The sequence below is a fragment of the Vreelandella lionensis genome (assembly GCF_002087295.1).
Taxonomy (GTDB): domain Bacteria; phylum Pseudomonadota; class Gammaproteobacteria; order Pseudomonadales; family Halomonadaceae; genus Vreelandella; species Vreelandella lionensis.
In genome coordinates this window covers 22,467-42,961 of the sequence record NZ_MWVI01000097.1, presented here as the reverse complement: position 1 = coordinate 42,961, position 20,495 = coordinate 22,467, and the positions used below count along the sequence as shown (strand labels likewise).

General features: G+C 56.6%; 22 protein-coding genes, 7 pseudogenes and 1 riboswitch. Of the genes and pseudogenes, 15 read left to right on the top strand and 14 right to left on the bottom strand.

Translation table 11 applies throughout. The features are described 5' to 3' along the window. The 12 genes and pseudogenes from rpsE (at window position 1) to B4967_RS15370 (ending at window position 8,261) form a co-directional block, all read left to right on the top strand. Window positions 1-501, top strand: coding sequence for a 30S ribosomal protein S5 (rpsE, locus tag B4967_RS15425; RefSeq protein ID WP_083026199.1), 501 nt, complete (start codon window positions 1-3; stop codon window positions 499-501). 6 nt (window positions 502-507) lie between these two features. Next, window positions 508-690: a 50S ribosomal protein L30 gene (rpmD, locus tag B4967_RS15420; RefSeq protein ID WP_009723888.1), complete on the top strand. Its 183-nt coding sequence runs from the start codon at window positions 508-510 to the stop codon at window positions 688-690. 3 nt (window positions 691-693) lie between these two features. Beyond that, window positions 694-1,128, top strand: a complete 435-nt coding sequence (rplO, locus tag B4967_RS15415; RefSeq protein WP_083026198.1) for a 50S ribosomal protein L15 — start codon at window positions 694-696, stop codon at window positions 1,126-1,128. Continuing rightward, window positions 1,129-2,454, top strand: a pseudogene (gene secY, locus B4967_RS15410) (preprotein translocase subunit SecY); the annotation flags it as partial. It abuts the gene before it with no gap. A 34-nt stretch (window positions 2,455-2,488) separates the two neighbouring features. Next, complete coding sequence (gene rpmJ / locus B4967_RS15405) at window positions 2,489-2,602, top strand: 50S ribosomal protein L36 (RefSeq protein ID WP_083026196.1); 114 nt, start codon at window positions 2,489-2,491, stop codon at window positions 2,600-2,602. Between the two features lie 121 nt (window positions 2,603-2,723). Then, the gene (gene rpsM / locus B4967_RS15400; RefSeq protein ID WP_083026194.1) at window positions 2,724-3,080 is read left to right on the top strand and encodes a 30S ribosomal protein S13; all 357 of its coding nucleotides are present in this window, start codon (window positions 2,724-2,726) and stop codon (window positions 3,078-3,080) included. Between the two features lie 52 nt (window positions 3,081-3,132). Beyond that, window positions 3,133-3,520, top strand: a pseudogene (rpsK, locus tag B4967_RS15395) (30S ribosomal protein S11). Between the two features lie 12 nt (window positions 3,521-3,532). Beyond that, window positions 3,533-4,153, top strand: a complete 621-nt coding sequence (gene rpsD, locus B4967_RS15390) for a 30S ribosomal protein S4 (protein ID WP_083026188.1) — start codon at window positions 3,533-3,535, stop codon at window positions 4,151-4,153. A 125-nt stretch (window positions 4,154-4,278) separates the two neighbouring features. After that, a pseudogene (locus tag B4967_RS15385) lies at window positions 4,279-5,273 on the top strand (DNA-directed RNA polymerase subunit alpha). Between the two features lie 39 nt (window positions 5,274-5,312). After that, window positions 5,313-5,699: a 50S ribosomal protein L17 gene (rplQ, locus tag B4967_RS15380; RefSeq protein WP_083026186.1), complete on the top strand. Its 387-nt coding sequence runs from the start codon at window positions 5,313-5,315 to the stop codon at window positions 5,697-5,699. A 220-nt stretch (window positions 5,700-5,919) separates the two neighbouring features. Then, window positions 5,920-7,279, top strand: a pseudogene (locus B4967_RS15375) (D-alanyl-D-alanine carboxypeptidase). A 108-nt stretch (window positions 7,280-7,387) separates the two neighbouring features. Beyond that, window positions 7,388-8,261 (top strand): annotated as a pseudogene (locus tag B4967_RS15370) (DMT family transporter). A gap of 3 nt (window positions 8,262-8,264) precedes the next feature. Here B4967_RS15370 and B4967_RS20510 read toward each other — a convergent pair. The 7 genes and pseudogenes from B4967_RS20510 to B4967_RS15345 form a co-directional block, all read right to left on the bottom strand. Further along, window positions 8,265-8,648, bottom strand: coding sequence for a dioxygenase family protein (locus B4967_RS20510; protein WP_279384722.1), 384 nt, complete (start codon window positions 8,646-8,648; stop codon window positions 8,265-8,267). Then, window positions 8,648-9,004, bottom strand: coding sequence for a dioxygenase family protein (locus B4967_RS20505; RefSeq protein ID WP_279384721.1), 357 nt, complete (start codon window positions 9,002-9,004; stop codon window positions 8,648-8,650). Before B4967_RS20505 ends, B4967_RS20510 begins: the two co-directional genes overlap by 1 nt. A gap of 75 nt (window positions 9,005-9,079) precedes the next feature. Next, window positions 9,080-9,694, bottom strand: coding sequence for a thiamine phosphate synthase (gene thiE, locus B4967_RS15360; RefSeq protein ID WP_083026184.1), 615 nt, complete (start codon window positions 9,692-9,694; stop codon window positions 9,080-9,082). After that, the gene (gene thiM / locus B4967_RS15355; RefSeq protein WP_083026182.1) at window positions 9,684-10,493 is read right to left on the bottom strand and encodes a hydroxyethylthiazole kinase; all 810 of its coding nucleotides are present in this window, start codon (window positions 10,491-10,493) and stop codon (window positions 9,684-9,686) included. The genes thiE and thiM overlap by 11 nt, the downstream gene beginning before the upstream one ends. Window positions 10,494-10,517: 24 nt before the next feature. Then, window positions 10,518-10,609: riboswitch (TPP riboswitch) on the bottom strand. Between the two features lie 63 nt (window positions 10,610-10,672). Then, the gene (locus B4967_RS19815) at window positions 10,673-10,876 is read right to left on the bottom strand and encodes a hypothetical protein (protein ID WP_243470638.1); all 204 of its coding nucleotides are present in this window, start codon (window positions 10,874-10,876) and stop codon (window positions 10,673-10,675) included. Beyond that, the gene (locus B4967_RS19810; RefSeq protein WP_243470637.1) at window positions 10,863-11,018 is read right to left on the bottom strand and encodes a hypothetical protein; all 156 of its coding nucleotides are present in this window, start codon (window positions 11,016-11,018) and stop codon (window positions 10,863-10,865) included. The genes B4967_RS19815 and B4967_RS19810 overlap by 14 nt, the downstream gene beginning before the upstream one ends. Before the next feature lie 139 nt (window positions 11,019-11,157). Next, window positions 11,158-11,532: pseudogene (locus B4967_RS15345) on the bottom strand (DUF2237 family protein). A gap of 206 nt (window positions 11,533-11,738) precedes the next feature. On the opposite strand from B4967_RS15345, the gene gloA reads away from it, so the two are divergent. Beyond that, window positions 11,739-12,272 carry a lactoylglutathione lyase gene (gloA, locus tag B4967_RS15340; RefSeq protein WP_083026180.1) on the top strand — a complete coding sequence of 178 codons (534 nt, stop codon included), beginning with the start codon at window positions 11,739-11,741 and terminating at the stop codon, window positions 12,270-12,272. A gap of 1 nt (window position 12,273) precedes the next feature. Next, window positions 12,274-12,639 carry a DUF6164 family protein gene (locus tag B4967_RS15335; protein WP_083026179.1) on the top strand — a complete coding sequence of 122 codons (366 nt, stop codon included), beginning with the start codon at window positions 12,274-12,276 and terminating at the stop codon, window positions 12,637-12,639. Here B4967_RS15335 and B4967_RS15330 read toward each other — a convergent pair. From B4967_RS15330 to B4967_RS15310, 6 genes and pseudogenes are all read right to left on the bottom strand, one after another. Next, the gene (locus tag B4967_RS15330; RefSeq protein ID WP_083026177.1) at window positions 12,620-13,312 is read right to left on the bottom strand and encodes a cupin domain-containing protein; all 693 of its coding nucleotides are present in this window, start codon (window positions 13,310-13,312) and stop codon (window positions 12,620-12,622) included. The two genes, B4967_RS15335 and B4967_RS15330, sit on opposite strands and share 20 nt — an antisense overlap. A gap of 132 nt (window positions 13,313-13,444) precedes the next feature. After that, window positions 13,445-14,524 carry a metal ABC transporter solute-binding protein, Zn/Mn family gene (locus tag B4967_RS15325; RefSeq protein WP_083026175.1) on the bottom strand — a complete coding sequence of 360 codons (1,080 nt, stop codon included), beginning with the start codon at window positions 14,522-14,524 and terminating at the stop codon, window positions 13,445-13,447. 44 nt (window positions 14,525-14,568) lie between these two features. After that, window positions 14,569-15,460: pseudogene (locus B4967_RS15320) on the bottom strand (metal ABC transporter permease). Beyond that, window positions 15,444-16,178, bottom strand: a complete 735-nt coding sequence (locus tag B4967_RS15315) for a metal ABC transporter ATP-binding protein (protein WP_083026173.1) — start codon at window positions 16,176-16,178, stop codon at window positions 15,444-15,446. The pseudogene B4967_RS15320 and the gene B4967_RS15315 overlap by 17 nt, the downstream one beginning before the upstream one ends. Further along, complete coding sequence (locus tag B4967_RS18170; protein ID WP_192859219.1) at window positions 16,175-16,324, bottom strand: hypothetical protein; 150 nt, start codon at window positions 16,322-16,324, stop codon at window positions 16,175-16,177. The genes B4967_RS15315 and B4967_RS18170 overlap by 4 nt, the downstream gene beginning before the upstream one ends. Window positions 16,325-16,526: 202 nt before the next feature. Beyond that, window positions 16,527-17,195: a hypothetical protein gene (locus B4967_RS15310; RefSeq protein WP_083026171.1), complete on the bottom strand. Its 669-nt coding sequence runs from the start codon at window positions 17,193-17,195 to the stop codon at window positions 16,527-16,529. A 217-nt stretch (window positions 17,196-17,412) separates the two neighbouring features. On the opposite strand from B4967_RS15310, the gene cas3 reads away from it, so the two are divergent. After that, on the top strand, window positions 17,413-20,031 hold the full coding sequence (gene cas3 / locus B4967_RS15305; protein WP_340638798.1) for a CRISPR-associated helicase Cas3': 2,619 nt from the start codon (window positions 17,413-17,415) through the stop codon (window positions 20,029-20,031). A gap of 5 nt (window positions 20,032-20,036) precedes the next feature. Here cas3 and B4967_RS15300 read toward each other — a convergent pair whose 3' ends face one another. Then, a complete protein-coding gene (locus B4967_RS15300) occupies window positions 20,037-20,468 on the bottom strand; it encodes a DUF29 domain-containing protein (protein ID WP_016915813.1) in 432 nt (143 codons plus the stop codon). Window positions 20,469-20,495: the final 27 nt, after the last annotated feature.

Below are 20,495 nucleotides of genomic sequence, written 5' to 3'. Positions count from 1 at the left end.
ATGGCGAAGAACGAACAGCAAAGCGGCGATCTGCAAGAGAAGTTAGTGCAGGTCAACCGCGTCGCCAAGGTGGTCAAAGGTGGTCGTATTTTCGGCTTCACCGCACTGACCGTCGTTGGTGATGGTAAAGGTCGTGTCGGTTTCGGTCGTGGCAAGGCGCGTGAAGTGCCGGTCGCAATCCAGAAAGCGATGGACCAAGCTCGTCGCAACATGGTCAAGGTTAACCTTGCAGGCCACACACTGCAGTACCCGGTAAAAGCCCGTCATCGCGCTTCCAAGGTGTACATGCAGCCGGCCTCTGAAGGTACCGGTATCATCGCCGGAGGCGCCATGCGCTCTGTACTAGAGCTAGCCGGTGTCCACGATGTACTGGCCAAGTGCTACGGTTCCACCAACCCGGTTAACGTGGAACGGGCGACTGTCAAAGGTCTCTCCTCCATGCAAGCACCGGAAGACGTGGCCGCTAAGCGCGGTCTGTCTGTCGAAGCGATCACGGGGTAAGGCACCATGGCAGCAACGATCAAGGTTACCCAGATCCGCAGCACCATCGGCGTTTTGCCCAAGCACAAGGCTACTATGAAAGGCCTGGGTCTGCGTCGCATCGGTCATACGGTTGAGCTGGAAGACACCCCTGCCGTGCGCGGCATGATCCACAAGGTTAACTACCTTGTGCGCGTTGAGGGAGAGTAATCCATGAAACTCAATACCCTGAGCCCGGCACCGGGCTCCAAACCCGCTGAAAAGCGCGTTGGCCGTGGTATCGGTTCCGGTCTTGGTAAGACCGGCGGCCGTGGCCACAAAGGTCAGAAATCTCGCAGTGGCGGTAGCGTCAAGCCTGGTTTCGAAGGCGGTCAGATGCCGCTGCAGCGTCGTTTGCCGAAGTTTGGCTTCACGTCTGCTAAGTCGCTGGTATCTGAAGAAGTACGCCTGGCTGAGCTTGCCAAAGTTGCCGGAGACGAAGTCACTATGGAAACTCTGAAGCAAGCCAACGTGCTGAAGGATGCTACGCAACACGCGAAGATCATCCTTTCTGGCGAACTGAATAAGGCGGTTACCGTTCGTGGTATCAAGGTCACCAAAGGTGCCCGTGAAGCGATCGAAGCCGCTGGCGGCAAGGTAGAGGACTAAATGGCCAAGTCAGGAAATATGCCGGCGATGGGCAGCGGTCTGAGTGAACTGTGGGCGCGTTTGCGCTTCGTGCTCCTCGCCATCGTGGTGTACCGTATTGGTGCCCACATTCCCGTTCCCGGTATCAATCCTGACCAGCTTGCTGCCTTGTTTAGGGAGCAACAGGGCACCATCCTAGGCATGTTCAACATGTTCTCGGGTGGCGCCCTGGAGCGCATGAGCGTCCTCGCCTTGGGCATTATGCCTTATATATCGGCGTCGATTATCATGCAGCTTATGACTGCGGTCTCCCCTCATCTTGAACAGCTCAAGAAAGAGGGCGAGGCTGGCCGCCGCAAGATCAGCCAGTACACCCGCTACGGCACGGTGATACTGGCACTTGTCCAGGCTACCGGCATGTCCGTGGGTCTGGCTAGCCAAGGCATCGCTTACAGCGCTGACTTCAGCTTCTATTTCACTGCGATCATCACATTTGTGTCAGGCGCGGTGTTTATGATGTGGCTAGGTGAGCAGATCACTGAGAAGGGTATCGGCAACGGCATATCGCTGCTGATCTTCGCAGGGATCGTCGCTGGGCTGCCCAGTGCCGTGGGGCAAGCGTTTGAGCTTGCTCGCAATGAAGGGGCCTGGAATGTTCTTCCGCTGTTAGCGCTGTCAGTGCTAGGTATTGCCACCGTTGCGTTTGTGGTGTTCATTGAGCGCGGTCAGCGCCGCCTTAAAGTGAACTACCCGCGACGCCAGGTCGGCAATAAGATGTATGCAGGCCAAAGCAGCTACTTACCTTTGAAAGTAAACATGGCGGGTGTTTTTTCCAGCTATTTTTGCTTTCGTATTCTTCTCTTCCCGGCCTCTATCGGTCAGTGGGTGGGTGCTGGTGAAGGGATGGAGTGGTTGTAGCGTGCATCACAAACGTTAGGCCCCGGCCAACCGCTTTACATCTTGCTTTTCGCGGCGGCAGTGGTATTCTTCTGCTTCTTTTACACAGCGCTGGTCTTCAACCCCAAGGATGTGGCTGACAATTTGAAAAAGTCAGGCGCCTTCCTGCCGGGCATTCGCCCCGGCGAGCAGACCGCTCGCTATATCGACCAGGTGATGACTCGTCTCACTCTGTTCGGTGCCTTGTATATCACTGCGGTTTCCTTGATGCCCCAGTTCCTGATCGTAGCGTGGAACGTACCGTTCTTCTTCGGCGGAACGTCGCTTCTGATCGTGGTAGTGGTCATCATGGACTTCATGGCCCAGGTGCAGTCGCATCTCATGTCGCATCAATATGACTCAGTGATGAAGAAGTCCAACCTGAAAGGCTACGGTAGCGGCGGCATCATGTGCCGAGGCGCGCCGTTGCGAATTGGAGAGAACGATGAAAGTTCGAGCTTCCGTAAAGAAGATGTGCCGTAACTGTAAGATTATTCGTCGCAATGGCGCTGTTCGCGTCATTTGCATCGAACCGCGGCACAAACAGCGTCACGGCTAAACCTGGGCTGTATTAAGCCGGTGCCGGCATACCCCTTGCCTTAGGGCTCTTAAAGGGGTATGCTGTTGCGCCTTTTGTAGATGAATAAACGAGCAAGCCGCTCAAATTTCGGAGTAAGCTGATGGCGCGTATTGCAGGCGTCAATATCCCGGACAACAAGCATGCGGCGATCTCGCTGACCTATATCTTCGGGATTGGCCGTACTCGCGCTCAGCACATCTGTGCTGCTGCCGGTATCGCGCCGACTGCCAAGATCCAGGATCTGTCTGGCGACGAGCTGGATACCCTGCGTTCTGAAGTTGGTAAGTTTACCGTAGAAGGCGACCTTCGTCGTGATGTCACGCTTAACATCAAGCGTCTCATGGACTTAGGCTGCTACCGTGGTCTGCTTCATCGTCGTAGTCTTCCGCTGCGTGGTCAGCGGACTAAGACTAACGCGCGTACCCGTAAGGGCCCGCGTAAGCCGATCCGCAAATAACACGCAGGCTCTTTAATAGAGAGCTGACGTTAAGACAGGAATAGACATCAACATGGCTAACCCGCGTACTAACCGTAAACAGGTTAAAAAGCAGGTAGTGGACGCCGTAGCGCACATCCATGCCTCTTTTAACAACACGATCGTGACGATCACAGACCGCCAGGGCAACGCTCTCTCTTGGGCAACAGCCGGTGGTTCGGGTTTTCGTGGTTCTCGCAAGAGCACCCCGTTCGCTGCTCAAGTAGCAAGTGAACGTGCAGCGACTGCTGCAGCCGAGTATGGTGTGAAAAACGTAGACGTGCTGGTCAAAGGCCCCGGTCCCGGCCGTGAATCCGCCGTGCGCGCACTGAATGCCGCCGGCTTCCGCGTGCAAAGCATCGTAGACGCGACGCCCATTCCCCATAATGGCTGCCGTCCGGCCTAAGAAACGCCGCGTTTAAGGAGACAGATTCATGGCTCGTTATATTGGACCTAAGTGCAAATTGTCTCGTCGTGAAGGCACCGACCTCTTCCTGAAGAGTGGCGTGACTCCCTTCGAGAAAAAGTGTAAATCCGAGCAAATCCCGGGTGTACACGGCCAGCGTCCGCACCGTCTTTCCGACTACGGCTTGCAGCTTCGTGAGAAGCAGAAAGTACGCCGTATGTATGGCGTACTCGAAAAGCAGTTCCGCAAATACTACAAAGAAGCCGCTCGCCTGAAAGGTGCGACCGGTGAAGTATTGCTGCAACTGCTTGAATCCCGACTGGACAACGTCGTCTACCGCATGGGCTTCGGCTCGACTCGCTCTGAAGCGCGTCAGCTGGTCAGCCACAAGGCGATTTCCGTGACAGGCCGCACCGTTAACGTTGCTTCCTACCAAGTGAAGCCCGGTGACGTTGTTGCTATCCGTGAAAAGGCGAAGAACCAAGCCCGTATTCAAAACGCGTTGAGCATTGCTGCCAACCGTGGCGACATCGCTTGGATCGAAATCGACGCCAAGAAGATGGAAGGCACTTTCAAGGCTCTGCCTGAACGCGGTGACCTGTCTGCCGACATCAACGAAAACCTGATCGTCGAGCTGTACTCCAAGTAAGCAGTTTGATTTACGTTTCTGCTTCTGTAGGCCTGGGCGGGATAGCAAAGCTAACCGCCCAGATGCTCTTGAGTATTGTGCTTTAGAGTACTCAGTATCCGTTTGGCAGCCTGAAAGGTGTTCATATGCAGCGTTCAGTGACAAAGTTTCTTCGTCCTCGCGACATCAAGGTCGAAGAAATCAGCGCACATCATGCCAAAATCGTTCTCGAACCGTTCGAGCGCGGCTTTGGTCACACCCTGGGGAATGCACTTCGTCGCATTCTGCTTTCATCCATGCCCGGCGCTGCCGTGGTAGAGGCTGAAATTGCCGGTGTAGAGCACGAATACAGTGCGCTCGAAGGGGTGCAGGAAGATGTCATCGAAATCCTCCTGAACTTGAAAGATGTTGCGATCAAGATGCACAGCCGCGATGAGGCGGTGCTCTCGCTGAACAAGCAGGGCCCAGCCGTCGTCACCGCTGGCGCCATTGCGCTTGATCATAGCGTCGAAATCGTCAACCCGGACCACGTCATTCACACGTCAATGAAGGTGCCGAGCTGAAAATTCAGCTTAAGGTATCGCTGGGTCGTGGTTACGAACCGGCTGACGCTCGTGGCTCTGATGAAGAGACCCGTGCTATTGGCCGCCTGCAGCTGGATGCCACCTTCAGCCCTGTTCGCCGCGTTTCCTACTCGGTCGAAGCCGCTCGTGTTGAGCAGCGTACCGACCTCGATAAGCTGATTATCGACCTGGAAACTGACGGTACCCTGGATCCGGAAGAGGCTATCCGTCGCAGTGCGACCATTCTGCAAGAGCAGCTGGCCGCCTTCGTCGACCTGGAAGCTGACAAAGAGCAGGAAGTCGACGAGGAAGAGGATCACGTTGATCCTATCCTATTGCGCCCCGTAGACGATCTTGAGTTGACCGTACGCAGCGCTAACTGCCTAAAAGCCGAGAATATTTACTACATCGGTGATCTGATTCAGCGCACAGAAGTGGAGCTGTTGAAGACCCCGAACCTCGGTAAAAAGTCTTTGAATGAAATCAAAGATGTATTGGCGGCGCGTGGCTTGTCCCTCGGTATGCGGCTGGAAAATTGGCCACCCGCTAGCCTGAAGGACGACAAGGCCTCCGCGTGAGTGTCGACTTGAGTCCCAGTTTGGTAAGGAATCACAACCATGCGTCATCGTAAGAGTGGTCGTCATCTGAATCGTACCAGCTCGCACCGTCAGGCCATGTTCAAGAACATGTCTGTCTCGCTGGTCGAACATGAAGTTATCAAGACAACCCTGCCTAAGGCCAAGGAACTGCGTCGCGTTATCGAGCCGCTGATCACCCTGGGTAAGCAGGATAGCGTTGCAAACCGCCGTCTGGCGTTTGCTCGTACGCGCTCCAAAGAAGCCGTCGGCAAACTGTTCAACGAGCTGGGTCCGCGTTACGCCGAGCGTCCGGGTGGTTACATCCGTATTCTCAAGTGCGGTTTCCGCACTGGCGACAACGCCCCGATGGCTTACGTTGAGCTAGTAGACCGTCCGGTAGCTGAAGAAGAAGCTGTAGCTGAGTAAGGCTATCCCTTCTTTTTTAGCAAAATGAAAACCGACCCTTTTGGGTCGGTTTTTTTTATGCTTCTACGCTGGAAATACCTAGGCTTATGAGTGTTAATCAAACATGTGCAGATCAATTTATGCAGTAGGCATGCTAGGCTAAAGCAGCAGCCGTAAGAGCGGTAAACGGCATCGCGGCGTGTTCAATCAGCAAGAGGTCGGTATGGCAACAACACGGAGAATGGGCGCAGCGTCTTGGGTAGCTCAATGGCTGTTAATAGTGCTCGTCGTGACGTTCGTTGGCAGCGCTAGTGCCCAGGGAAACCCGCGTTATGCAGGCATTGTGGTCGATCTGGAGAACGGCGAGGTAATGTACGCTGAAAATGCTGATGAGCCGCGCTACCCCGCATCGCTAACCAAAATGATGACGTTATATTTAACGTTTGAAGCGCTGGAAAATGGCACGCTGAGCCTCAATCAGCCGCTGTCCGTCTCGGCCCAGGCAGCGGCCATGCCCGCGACCAAACTATGGCTCTCGGCAGGTAGCTCTATCCCGGTGGATACGGCCATTCGCGCCTTAGCAGTGCGTTCTGCCAACGATGTGGCGGTCGTGGTGGCAGAGGCACTAGGAGGCAGCGAGCAACGCTTTGCGAACCTGATGACGGCGACGGCGAGTGAGTTGGGCATGAATGCCACTACCTTCCGCAATGCTTCGGGCTTACCGGATGATCTGCAAATCACCACCGCGCGAGATATGTTGACGCTCTCGGTGCGGGTGATGCAGGACTTTCCCCAGTATTACCACTATTTCGGTTTGCAGGAGTTCACCTACCGCGGTACTCGCCATACCAGCCACAACCGATTGGTGCGTGACTACCCAGGGGCCGATGGCTTAAAAACTGGTTTCATTCGCGCCTCAGGCTTTACCGTGGCCACCACTGCTGTCCATTATGGCCGCCGTATGGTAGCCGTAGTGATGGGTGGATTCAGTTCCTCTTCCCGTGATACCCATATGGCAGATCTGCTAGACCGCAGCTTTATGCGTGCGTCGCTAAGAGATCAACGCTCATGGCTTGCTGATACCAGTTTCTCAAGTGAGTTTATGGGGTTTGCGGGACCAGCCCAACCGCTTACTCAGCCTCGCTCACAACCGATGATGGCTAATGTCTCCGCCACGTCGCTATCACCCACACGGCCCATGTCTAACAGTACGCCGGCACAAACCGTTGAGGCCCAGCTTCTCCAAGCGGAGGCCGCACGTGAGGAGGCACCAGAAGCTGCCTCGCAAGATCCACTGCAAGCCTTTATTGAGCAGGAGCGCGTGCTGGCGACGGCATCTCCCACTGCGCAAATGGCCTCTGCTGGCTGGGGCATTCAAGTAGGTGCCTTTAGCCAGGCGGCCCAAGCTGAGCAATTGGCTCGCCAAGCCGTGCAGCGCTTACCCAACAGTGTCGGCGGGCGCGTAGCGATCGACCCACTTCAATAACAAGCCACGGTATTTCGCCCGTGTGGTCTCGCTAAACGAATCCCAGGCGCGGCAAGCTTTCCAAACGCTTCAGGCGCAGGGCATGGATTGTATGGTGGTCAACGCAAGCCTTTAACCACCGCAGTGGTTCACCGCCCCGCTAATGTACGTTGGCGGGGCTTTTTATTGTATGTCGATGATATCCGAGTAGGACCATAACAATAGCAACACAAGGAGCATGTTTATGACGCCATCCTTAAAAGGCATACTTTGCATGTGCTTAGGCGTGCTGTTTTTAGCACTAGGGGACGCAGTATCAAAGGGGTTAGGGGCGGTGCACTCCCCGATACAAATTATTTTTTTCCGCACGCTGGTATCGTTACCGCTCATTGCTCTGTTGGCTTATTTTAGCGGCGGGCTACGTAAGCTGCGCACAAAGCGGCCAGGCGGTCATCTTCTGCGTGGGGTGATCTACACCGCCACCATGGTGTGCTTTGTGTGGGGGGTAACCCTGTTACCCTGGCAGAAGCCACCGCCATTGCGTTTGTCGCACCGCTATTTGTCACGCTGCTATCCGTGCCGCTTTTAGGTGAGCGTATTGATCCGCCAGTGCTTGTAGCATCACTGGTAGGCTTTGTGGGCGTGCTGATTGTAGTTCGGCCGGGCGGAGATGCGTTTCAACTAGGCGCCATGATTTTGCTGGCCGCAGCGGTATTTTATGCCCTGATGATGGTCACGGCGCGGCGCTATGGCGCGAACGAGCACCTCTGGGCCATGGTGTTCTACATGACCATGGTGCCGCTGGTGGTCACCGCAATCAGCTTGCCCTGGGTATGGCAAACGCCGCAGCCCTGGCACTGGCTAGGCTTTGTAGTTCCGGCGTGTTAGGCGTAGGGGCCACGGCATTTATTACTCTTGCGTTTCGCTATGCACCTGCAGCCATTGCGGCACCGTTTGATTACACCGCGATGCTCTGGGCAGTGCTGCTAGGCTGGTGGTTCTGGGGTGAACTGCCCGACCTCTGGGTATGGGTCGGCAGCGTACTGATTATGATCAGCGGGCTCGCCATTGCCTACCATGACCGACGCACCACTTTGAAGCGCCGCCCCACAGCGTAAGCGCTAGGCAAACTGATAGACATCCATTGCCAGCACGCCGTGCTCAACACTGTGGTGTAGCTGGGTGGCGGCGCTGCCGCCTGCTCCCATAGCCGCCAGCAGCGGCTGGAAGTGCTCTGGCGTGGGATGATTGCGCTTGGCGTCTGGGGCGGTTTGCCAGTTGGCCAGCGCGTCACGATCGCCCTCGCGCAGCCGTGCATTAACCCACTCGGCAAAGCTACCTACCCAGGCCGGTATCTGGCTACCCTGTGGCTGAAGCTCATAGAGGTTATGGGTCAAGCTCCCCGAGCCAACCACTAAAATATCCTCCTGGCGCAGCATTGCCAGCTGCTCGCCCAGGGCTATCAGCTCGGTATTACTCCAACGGCTGGGAAGCGAAAGCGACACTACCGGCCGTCAGCGTCAGGGTACATCAGTGAGAGTGGCACCCAGGCACCGTGGTCCAGGCCGCGCTCCACGGGCGTGGCGCCGAGCTGCTTGGCCAGCCGTTGGGCCAGCCCAGGGTTACCAGGAGCAGGGTACTGAACCGCAAACAGCGCATCAGGAAAGCCGCCAAAATCGTGGATGGTGACAGGCTTTACGCTGCTGCTGACCTGCAAGTGTGGGGTCTCCCAGTGCGCGGAAACGACCACCACGGCCTTAGGGCGTAGGGTTTGGCCCAACTCCCGTAAAAAGTGATGGGCGGGGGTGGGCGTTAGGGCAAGCATGGGCGAGGCATGGGAAATAAACAGGCTAGGTAGCATGGGGAAAGCTCCACGGAGATGGCCTGCCAAACTCAGCCACTACGTTGGCAAAGGCGGTGAGGTGGATAAACGGACTCATCCGGCGCGAAACGCGAGAGCCGCTTGGTGTGGGTCGTACTGGCCGCAAATTGCTGAAATCACCGCGATGCCGTTCGCGCCTGTCGCACTGACTTGAGCAGCGTGTTCGGCTTTTAAGCCGCCAATCGCCACGCTGGGCAGGGGGCAGGCGCTGGCAAGCTCTGCTAAGCCATCAAAGCCAATCGGCTGAGCGTGATCCTGCTTGCTCACGGTAGCAAACACCGGCCCCAGTCCCACGTAATCCAGCAGCGCCACGGGGGCGCTTTGCAGCTGTTCCAACGTATTGATCGACAGCCCAATAATGGCCTGGCGCCCCAGTGCCTGGCGCGCCTCTTGAACGGCGGTGTCGCTCTGGCCAACGTGCAGGCCATCGGCGCGGCTGGCGATGGCGACGTTTAAGCGGTCATTAATGATCACGGGCACACCTCTACCTTCCAGCAGTGCTTTCAGCCGTGTTGCCTGGGCAATCATGGCCTTATCGCTGGCATGCTTATCGCGCAGCTGCACCATGGTCACGCCCCCCTTCACGGCGGCTTTCACGGTCGATTCAAGCCCCGTTTCGGCGCATAACGCAGCATCGGTGACTAAATAGAGCGAAAGATCAAACGGCATGGAGCGTCTCCAGCTGGCTAAGAGAAGAGAGATCGTCAGGGGTAAGGGCATACAGCGCATCCAGTAGCGCGACCTGAAAACTGCCCGGCCCACTGGCCTGCTGCCCCGCACGGCTTCCGGCAATGCTGAAGCACGCCAGCGCAGCCAGCGTTGCCGAAAGTGGATGGGCCTGGTTGGCGGCCAAAAACCCCGCTACCAAAGCGCTTAACCCGCAGCCCAGGGTGGTTACGCGCGGCATTAGCGCGTGGCCGCCCGTTAAACGGTAGTGGTGGGTGCCATCGGTAATAAAATCGGTTTCGCCGGTCATGGCAACAATGCAGCACTGCTGCTTTGCCAGCTTGATCGCCGCTTGGGCGGCATCCTCCGTTGTGGTGGTGACATCGACGCCGCGACCTTGGCTGGCTAAGCCAGTGAGCGCCATGACTTCCGATGCGTTGGCGCCAATGACGTTAGGCCGATGGGCAAGCAGCGCGGTGCAGACCTGCTGACGAAAGGCGGTGGCCCCGACCGCTTCTGGGTCTAACACCCTCGGGGTGCCTGTTTCTTTAGCCGTGCGAGCGGCAAGCTGCATCGACTCTGCCCAAGGGGTAGAGAGCGTGCCAATGTTAATGGAGAGTGCGCCCGCTATTGCGGTGAATTCAGCCACCTCTTCAGGGGCATGCAGCATGGCAGGCGAGGCGCCCGTAGCCAGCAGCAGGTTAGCCGTGCTGTTCATCGCAACATAGTTAGTCATGCAGTGAACAAGCGGCGTGGTATCGCGCAGAGTGACGAGCATCTCGCCAAGCGGGGGGTGGGTCATAGCATCCTCCCGGCGGAGGAGGTGGTGAAAAGCACCACGACTACCTACGCCGGCGTTATCCGGTTCAGGTTCAAAGGGTGCTTCTCAGCCGCCAAGCGGCGCCCCTGTCGTTGGGGGTACTATCCTAGCCTTGAGCGAGGCTGTAAAGCCCCAGTGCAGCCGCTACTTTTCAGCAACGATTAGCGGAAGGCGATGCGGGTGCCGTAGGTCAGCATTTCATCTGGGGTAATTGCACGGCCAGAGACACCAATCATCTCATCGCCGCACTGGTCAGCGCAGGTGAGCACGCCATGGGTAAGCCCCAACTGCCCCAGGGTATCGCGAATCTCCCCTGTGCCAAGAAAAGTACGAACGCGGCCGTGGGCATCGCTAAGATCCGACACCCGCATTAGCGTGATGGAAGCGAACCTTATAGATACCGTCCATGGACTCCACTTCGACAATCGGCGAAAAGCCGGTTTGAATCGCGTGGGCTAACTGCTTCAACGTTAGGCGGTCGCCAAGCGTCATATCGATTGCGGTCATGGCACACTCCCATCGGACGCCGCCATTGGGGCATCGCTAACTAAATTGTAGAGTTATTGAAATAGAAGTGTAGAGAGGTTGCATAGAAATTCCAGTGGCTAATTTTCACCAATGAAGTCGCAATAGGTAGCGGTACAGATTAATGCACCGCATCCAACGCATGCTGCTGTAGCTTAATCAGTGGAATAATCTCCAGGGTGCGCTCGTTCGTGCCGGAAAGAATCACCGGCGGTGCCAGCCCTACCTCGGCAGCTTCGGCCCAGCGGTGGGCGCATAAGCACCCGCGGTCGCCTGGGGTCCGGCCCGGAAAGCCCTACTCCGGGCGAGGGGGAACCCAATTGTTTCCCTGTGCTTTAGAAAAGGCTAAAAACTCCTCAGTAACCAGCGCGCATACCGAATGCACTCCCACATCGTCAGGGCCAACGCGGCAAAACCCATCGCGGTAGAAGCAGGTTTTAGGAGAGTGGCAGCAGGGTGTTAACGGCTCACCTAGTACGTTTCGATCGCGGGACATAAAGGCTCCTTGGGTGAGGGCTGGAAATATACAACCTGCGCCCTCATAACAGGGGGAAGTAAGCAAAATGATCAATACGCAAATAGCGGTAGACAGCTTGACGCTGTTAGCAGCCTAAGCCTTGTACAAAGTAATATGTTCGTCAAAGAATTTGCGTTATATCAGCATACTTTTCATGATGCCCCAACCCGCAATAGGAGAGTTGTATGTCGTTTCAAGGTGAACAGCACCCAGGCGTTGCCCCCGTTGCCCCGCAAACTCAGGGTTTTCGCTTAAATCACACCATGCTGCGGGTAAAAGACCCGGAACGCGCCCTGGCGTTCTACTCCAAAGTGTTCGGTATGCAGGTGCTGCGCCGGCTGGACTTTGAAGAGATGCAGTTTTCGCTCTACTTCCTCGCCAACGTGGAAGCCAGCGACAGCGTGCCGGAAGAAACCCAAGCCCGCACCGCCTGGACCGTTAGCCAGAAAGGCCTGTTAGAGCTGACCCACAACTGGGGCACCGAAACCCAGCAGGATTTTGCCTACCACGATGGCAACGCTGAGCCCCAGGGCTTTGGCCATATCTGCTTCAACGTGCCGGATTTAGAAGCCGCCCAGGCGTGGTTTGATGAGCACGACGTAACCTTCGTGAAGCGTGCCGACCAGGGCAAGATGAAAGACGTTATCTTCGTGAAAGACCCGGATGGCTACTGGATTGAAGTGATTCAAGCCGACCGCATGGCAGCCATGGGCGACTAAGATGGCCCATTTGCTGTTTCGGTTGCGCCATGTAACCGATGAAGAGGCCATGGAAGTCCGCCAACTGCTGGATGAGCATGGCTTTGATGTGTACGAAACCCAGGCGGGCTTTTTCCGCCTGGGGGTCGATGCCATTTGGCTGCGCAACCCTGCCCAGCGTGACGACGCAGAGGCCGCATTGGCCGAGTATCAGGCCGAACGCCAAGCTAACGCACGCCAAGCCCATCAAGAAGCGCTGGCCCGCAATGAAGCGCCAACACTCTGGCGGCGCTTAGCGGAGCACCCGTTTCAGGTAACGCTGGTCATGGTGGCGGTGGTTCTGATTGCGCTGCTCACTCTGCTGCCATTTATTGGCCTGGCGCGCTAGCCTGGGAAAGGGCGTCAGATAGGTGCCCGCGCTTAACGTACATCATCACACCGTGTTGGCCTGCACGAAGCTGCGGGGCCGCACCAGGTGGATAGCGGCACCAACTGCCTTTCGGGTCTTCGCTGCTCGCGTCGCACAGCGAGCCTTCCAGCACCAATAGCTCTAAGCCTCCGGGCAGGGCAGGGTAGTCGATGGTGGTATCGCTCTCCCAACGCTCCAGGCTGACCCGCTCATCGCCAAAGGTGTGCAGCATTTTGTAGGTAATGCCCGGCCGACGGTCAGGCTGCCAGGGCAAGCGGTGGGCAGGAATCGCCAGTTGGAGCAGGTCGTTCTCATCAAACTGATGCAACTTAACCAGTATCAGCGCGCCCTCTTCGCCAATCTGCGGCGTATGGCCAGTGCCAATCGGGTTACGCAGGTAGCTGCCAGCGGGGTAGCGGCCATGCTCATCCGCAAACACGCCCTCTAGCACGAGAATTTCCTCGCCGCCGTCGTGGGTGTGGTGGCTGAACTGGCTATTAGGCGCGTAGCGTACCAGGCTAGTGGCTCGGGCCACTTCATCGCCGATGCGATCCAGCATCATTTGTTCTACGCCCGCACTGGGGGAGGCCACCCAGCGGTACTGCTCCGGCGTGACACAGGCAAAGTGGCTAAAATCGGCGTTTAGGCGCATGGCATTGGCTCTTTGCAGTGGTTTAAACAGCGTTAACGAAAGTCGGTGATGCAAGTCTCCCCATCCAACGCGAAAAATGCAATGCAAAAAAATACCGCCGGGTTGGCGGTATTTTTGTCTTCACGGTATGAATCAGTGGCTATGACCATGATCGTCGTGGTCGTGGTCGTGGTCGTGGTCGTGGTCGTCATGATCATGATCATCATGGCCCGGCTCTGCAAGAGCGTCGTGCAGCCACTGCGCATTGTGGCGCATCATGCCCAGGTACGTACTGGCATCGCCTTCACTGGCCAGCGCATCCGCGTAAAGGGTGCCTGCCATGGGTAGGCCAGTCCCTTCCGCCAACTGCGTAATGATCGCTTGGTTGGTCATGTTCTCGTGGAACAGCGCTTGCACGTTCTCTTGCTCAATCACATCCACCAGGGCCGCCATGCTGGCGCCGCTGGGGTCGGCTTCGGTAGAGAGCCCGACCGGCGAGAGGAAATTGACACCGTAGGCGCTTGAGAAATAGCCAAACGAATCGTGCCCGGTGATCACGCTGGCCGACGCAGGAATCTCGCTGAGCAGCTCACGAATCTCGGCATCAACGCTATCCAGCTCTGCCAGGTAGCGCTCGGCGTTGGCTTGGTAGCTCTGCGCGTTGGCGCTATCCGCCTCGATCAAGCCATCACGAATGTTGGTGACGTAAACCTTGGCCTGCTGCAGGTCCTGCCAAGCGTGAGGATCTTCGTCTCCATGTTCGTGGCCGCTATGGTCATCATGAGCATGATCGTCGTGACCGTGTTCCTCATGCTCGTGCTCGTCATGATGCTCATGCTCATGCTCATGCGCATCGTGACCGTGCTCATCATCGCTGTGCGCTGCAAAGGCGCGCGGAGAAAGGCCGTCGGTGGCGGTGACCATCGGGCCGCTGTAGTCGCTGGAGTCAATCAGGCGCTCCATCCAGCCCTCAAACAGCAAGCCGTTGAAGACCACTAAGTCAGCCCCGGCTAGCGCACGGGCATCGCCAGGGCTGGGGGAGAAAACGTGGGCATCGCCATCAGGGCCCACCAGCGGGCTGACCGCTACATGCTCTCCACCGACGTTTTCCACCATATCCGCCAAAATAGAAAAGCTGGTGACAACCTGCACCCGCTCGTTCGCCATGGCGGCAGGCAGTGCCAACACGGCCGAAACGCCCACCAGCCAACGCGATGAAGAGAAAAGCGACATAACATGCTCCTGATTTAAGAAATAACCGTATGAACATCAACCCGCTAGTGCGACTGCTCCAGCGCCAAAGGCGTGGTTTTGCGTCGTAACTTAGCGGCCAAGCTGTGGTAACGGCCAAACAGCGCCGAGAGTAAATACCCCACCCCGGCCAGCAAAATAATGCTGGGGCCTGAGGGCGTGTCCAAATGAAACGACAGCAGCAGCCCGCCGGTACTGGCCAGCATTGCTAACACCACGGCAATCCCGATCAAGCCTTCTAACCGCTTGCTCCAAAACCGACCTGCCGTAGCGGGTAGCATCATAAAACCAACGGCCATCAGCGTGCCCAGGGTTTGAAAGCCCGCCGTTAAGTTCAGTACCAGCAGCCCTAAAAAGACGCTATGAACCCAACCGCTGCGACTACTTTGGCCGCGTAAAAACAGCGGGTCTAAACACTCCACCACCAGGGCGCTGAAAATAATCGCCAGAGTGATCACAATCAGCGTACTGATCGAGGCAATCAGCAGCACCGCCGTCGAGTTAATCGCCAAAATGGAGCCGAACAGCACGTGGGTAAGACCCACACTGCTGCCACCCATCGAGATAAGCATGACCCCAGCGGCCAACGAAATAATAAAAAAGCTCGCCATGGCCGCATCTTCCCGCTGGCCGCCCATTTTCGAGACCGCCCCCGCCAGCAGCGCCACCATCACCCCAAACAGCACGCCGCCCACACTCACCACCGGCAGCGAAAAGCCCGCCAGTAAAAAGCCCAGCGCCACGCCGGGTAAAATCGCGTGGGCCATGGCATCGCCAATCAGGCTCATGCCGCGCAGCACCAAAAACACCCCCAAGCGGCGGCGAGGCCAATGAAAGGGCAAGGCCGCCGACCACGGCACGGCGCATAAAGCCATAATCAAACGGTGCAATGAACCATGCATCAAGCAGTGCCAGCATGACGGCCTCCTAAGGTAAACGGCACCACTTGGGCCGGGGCATGCTGGTGGTTGAGCGCGCTGGGAGCGACCCAACGGCCATGGCCGCCATTCAGCATCAACACCTCATCCGCCAAGCTGCGCAGGTGGTCCATATCGTGCAGCACAATAATGATCGTGACGCCCTCGTCAGCCATCTGGCGCAAAATGCGAATCAAAATATCGACCGTATCGCTATCTACGTTGGCAAACGGCTCGTCTAGCAGCAGCAGCTCGGCTTCCTGCATTAGCGAGCTGCCAATTAGCGCCCGCTGGCGCTGGCCGCCGGAAAGCTCGCCCAGCGGGCGGTGAGCCAAGTGAGAAATCCCCAGGCGCGCCATAATCTCGCGGCCTTTGCGATAGTGGGCCGCACAGTAGCCTTTCATCGCCCCGTGGCTTGGCCAACTGCCGGTCATCACCAGCTCTTCCACGCTCATGGGGAAGGTGAGGTCTAACGCCAGCTGCTGGGGCAGCCACGCCCGGCGCGCTTTATCCCCCGTGCATACCACCTTGCCGCTAATCGGCCGAAGCTCACCCATAATGGCCTGAATCAGCGTGCTTTTACCGGCACCGTTCGCGCCAATGAGTGCGGTAATCGCGCCGGGCTTAATATCGCCATCCACATGTTCTAACACCGTGCGACGGCCCTGGGCCAAGTGCAGGTCGTGCAGCTGCAAACGCGAAGAGGAACGTTCACTCAAAACGGCCACCCGCCTGCCCACACCACCAGCCCCCAAAGCGCCAGCAACGGGAACACGACAAAGCCCAACCGCTTAGTGGCAGACAACGACATCAGCGAAAAATGACAAGGGCCTTCCTTGTTATGGCCATGCATGTGCTCACTCATCGAGCGTCCTCGCTATCGAATAAATAAGTTATAACATAACATTTGGTGAAACCAAAAAAAGTGGCGGATATTTTACGCGCTCACAGCCCGCTGACAACGGTAAGCGCGCTAATCTTCCGCCCACTCCAAAAGTGCCTAACAAAGTGACAATGGCAATGCAGGCACGGAGCGTAGATAAATAGCCTAGAGAGGAGGTAACGACCTAATAGCGCCAGGTAGCGCCAATCTGCTGGGGCGATACCATCAGCGCGTATTCGCCTTCTAACGTGATGGGGCCAAGAGACACGCGGGCAGGCTGAAAGCGGTTAATCGCGCTGGAGGCCTGATTAGGCTGCGTCCAAATTTGCAGTTCATTAATCAGCATGCCTGTAGCGAAGTTGATGGCACCATCGCGCTCGCGACCGTCAGCGGCAATTCCCCCCCCCGCCACAGTGTTCACCACCAGCGAGCTAACACGCGCCTCAAACCCACGGCGCTCCCGCTCCGCCTGGGCCAGTTGCAACCCCACAGCTTGAACGCCGCTTAATTCGCCCTGCGCTTTAAGGCGCTCGTGGTCTACCAGCGCCGCCTGATGCGGCTGGCGATCCGTCAACATACCGCCCAGGGCTAACGCCGATTTTACGACTCCTACGCGGGCATCAAAACGGTCGTCCGGGTCGTTGGCTTCGCTGGCTTGGTAAGCATCAAACGCAAGGCTTGCGGCATAGATGCCCGTCCAACCCGCATCCCACCACTGCGCGTGCTGGGCCCCCCGCTCAAACACCTCATCGTAAGCTGCCCAATCGGCACTGGTTTGTGCCTGAGCAGGCAGCGACAGCAGCAGCGCCGCCCCCGCCGCCAAGGTACCCCGTGAAAGTTGACGTAAGCGCATAACAGAACACCTAAAAGCCGTGAATTAGCATTAAGCGTAGCACGACGATAGCGCAGGGCCGGGGTGAATCAGACGGGCTAAGAATGGCGAAGATTAATGGCGTTATAAAGCGAAGGATGATTAGATAGGAGCATAAAATAAAGATTAGGGAGGTAACGGTGACTTACTATCGTTATTGGGGGAAAGGCAAAAGCCAAGGGGGAGGCGGTAGAATGTCATTTACTGCCTTACCAACAGCCTGGATGTAGCGGCTGTTGGTTGGTTACTGCTTTCACCTGATAGACCGCTAACGCAACGCCTAGCAGCGCAGCTAAGTTTAGAGCCTAAGCAGTTGCGTAACTTGCTAGTTTTTTGGCTAGGCTTGCACGATATCGGTAATTTTTCACGCTCCTTTCAAGGTCTTTTTCAGCCTTTATCGAGCCTGGGGCTGGCTCCTCCTGTCGCCCAATACACCTATACACAACGCCATGACCGCTTAGGGGCCGTCATTTGGGATGCCAAGTGGCCTGATTGGTTTGAAAATGGCACGTTACAGTGGCCTGCTGGATGGGGCCGCACTGAGCGAAAGGCGCTTCGCATAGTTCTCCCTGTTCTTACGGCTCCTTTCTTTGGCCACCATTGCCAGCCAGTGAACGCAGGTAGCATCGAAGTAGATACGTTTTTTTGCAGCGACGAATATTCAGATGACCTAGAAGCATCACGGCAGTGTATTGCTGATTGGGCCAATATTGTGCCGCCTGATTGGCCTGTAGAGCATTTATGTTCTGAAGAGTGGGTTTATGCGCTGCAAACGCTTAGCTGGAGCATTGCAGGCTGGGCGACATTAAGTGATTGGCTCGGCTCGAATAAAAATCACTTTCCTTATCTGCAAGAAAAGCTTCCTCTCACTGATTATTGGCAAATCGCTTTAGCCAATGCTGAAAAAGCGCTGCAGGAAACAGGCTTTAACAGCATTTCCAAACCATTACCTTACGCAGGTATGACCGACTGGTTTGGCAAACAATCCATCAAGCCAACACCCTTGCAGCAAGCTGCCGAGACAATAGAAATCGCAGATATGCCGCAGCTATTTATCTTGGAAGATGTTACGTGTGCAGGGAAAACGGAAGCTGCCTGCATTCTTACCCAGCGCTTGTTAGCGGCAGGCCACGGCGATGGGCTCTATTTTGCACTGCCCACCATGGCAACTTCTAACGCGATGTATTCACGGCTAGGCTATTTGCATCGACGCTTTTATACCGCTGAATCTTCTCCTTCTTTTGTTCTCGCCCACGGTGCGCGTGACTTAAACGACGATTTTATCGCCGCCGTTGCCACATCTCAGCCTACCGATTTGGATTACACCGCTAGCGAACTGTCGGCTACCAGTCGCTGCAATCAATGGCTAGTAGATTCACGTAAAAAGGCGCTGCTAGCGGAAGTCGGCGTAGGCACCATCGACCAAGCGTTAATGGCCATTTTGCCGTTTCGCCACCAATCGCTGCGTTTATACGGGCTGGCGCGCAAGGTGCTCGTCATTGATGAGGTGCACGCCTACGACAATTACATGCAAACACTGCTCAGCCAACTGTTGGCTTACCATGCCCGGCAAGGCGGTAGCGCTATTCTGCTAACGGCCACGCTACCCCATGCCATGCGCAGTGCCTTAATGGCGGCTTGGCAAACGGGGCTTGGACAGCCGACAACGCAACCGCAAAAAGATGATTTTCCGTTATTGACCCATGTGAGTGTAGGGCAGCCGTTGGAGTTGCCTCTGGGCTCGCGCACAGAGGTGTCCAGAAGCGTTGAAGTCGCTTGGTTAAACGAAGAAGAGCAGGCGATAGAGGCGGTGCTGGAAGCAGTGGAGGCCGGTGAGTGTATCGCTTGGGGGGGCAATACAGTAGATGACGCTATTCGCGCATTCGAAGCCATCGCCGCCCGACACCCTGACCCAGAGCGCTGCCTGCTGTTCCACAGCCGCTTTGCCATGGTGGATAGGCAACGCATTGAGTCCCAGGTCATTGAGCGTTTAGGCAAAGACTCAACGCCTGATATACGCAAGGGGCAAGTGTTGATCAGTACCCAGGTATTTCAGGAGTCTCTCGACTGCGATGTCGATGTGATGCTCCGCGATATTGCCCCTATTGATCTACTTATCCAGCGGGCAGGACGCTTACAACGCCACCAGCGTGGTGAACGCTGCCTGCCGCGCCTGCTGGTACTAGCACCGCCTTGGGCAGATGACCCCGATGAACATTGGCTCAAGCGCACGCTGCCCGGCACTCAGGCGGTTTACCGCGACACATCGTTAAGTTGGTTAACCCAGCGGGTACTGCGTCGCCTGGAAGCAATCCGTATGCCCGAAGAGGCGAGAGATCTCATTGAAAGTGTTTATGGCGCTGTATCTGACGATATTCCTGATGCCCTGCAAGCAGCGCGCTACGAGCAAAAGGGAATGCAGAGAACGGCGGGCTCAATGGCTAATTTCAACGCGCTCAACCTGGAAGCGGGCTATATAAAAAGCGATCAGTGGCAGGAAGAACAAGAGATAGGCACAAGGTTGGTAGATGAGCCTACGGTTAATGTCGTGCTGCTGTCACTCACCGACGATAACGAGCTGGCGCTGTGGGGGGGGGAGAGTCGCCATGCCGATATGCTCAGCCAAGTAAAGTTACGCCAGAGCCAAGCGACAAAGCTCACATCCCTATCAGGCCGCTATGAAAGCCAATGGCTTACCCTTCAGGAGCGCTATAAAGCGCTGAAGTATACCCAGCCCTGGCTGCCCAGCGATGATCCTAATGGCGACTACGACACCCAGTGGGGAGTTAGGTTGCGCAGTAAGGAGCCAGCGCCATGAATCTTTCAATGTTCGCTGGGTTGAAAGCTCATGGCTTCTTCGAAGCTGTACAGGCACTGCTCCGGGAATTCCTGCGGCTCTCGGTCAGTTTCAATCGCAGCGGCACGGCGAGCATCGTCATAAGCCTCGCTCATCAGCTCTGGCAGAGATGCCTTCAGGCTAGGGTTATCTTTCAGCAGGCGATTCACCTTGGTTTGAGCATCCTGAATCGTCAGCCGCCAACTACGCGAACGCCGTTCCGGCTGGTGATCCCACTTCAGCAGGTGCATCAGCAAGCGGGCCAACTGGCTAATCAAGGCGCGTCGCTCGCTTTTCCCCATGCTCTCAATCTCCTCGGCAAGATGCTCCAAATCCAGCTTGTCCACTTTTCCAGCGCGAAGGAGCCCGGCCTGTTCAAGCGCCCAGGCGTAGGCATCCTGCTCGTAATGAATCGCCATTTTCCTGATCCTCTCCCCGCCTCATGA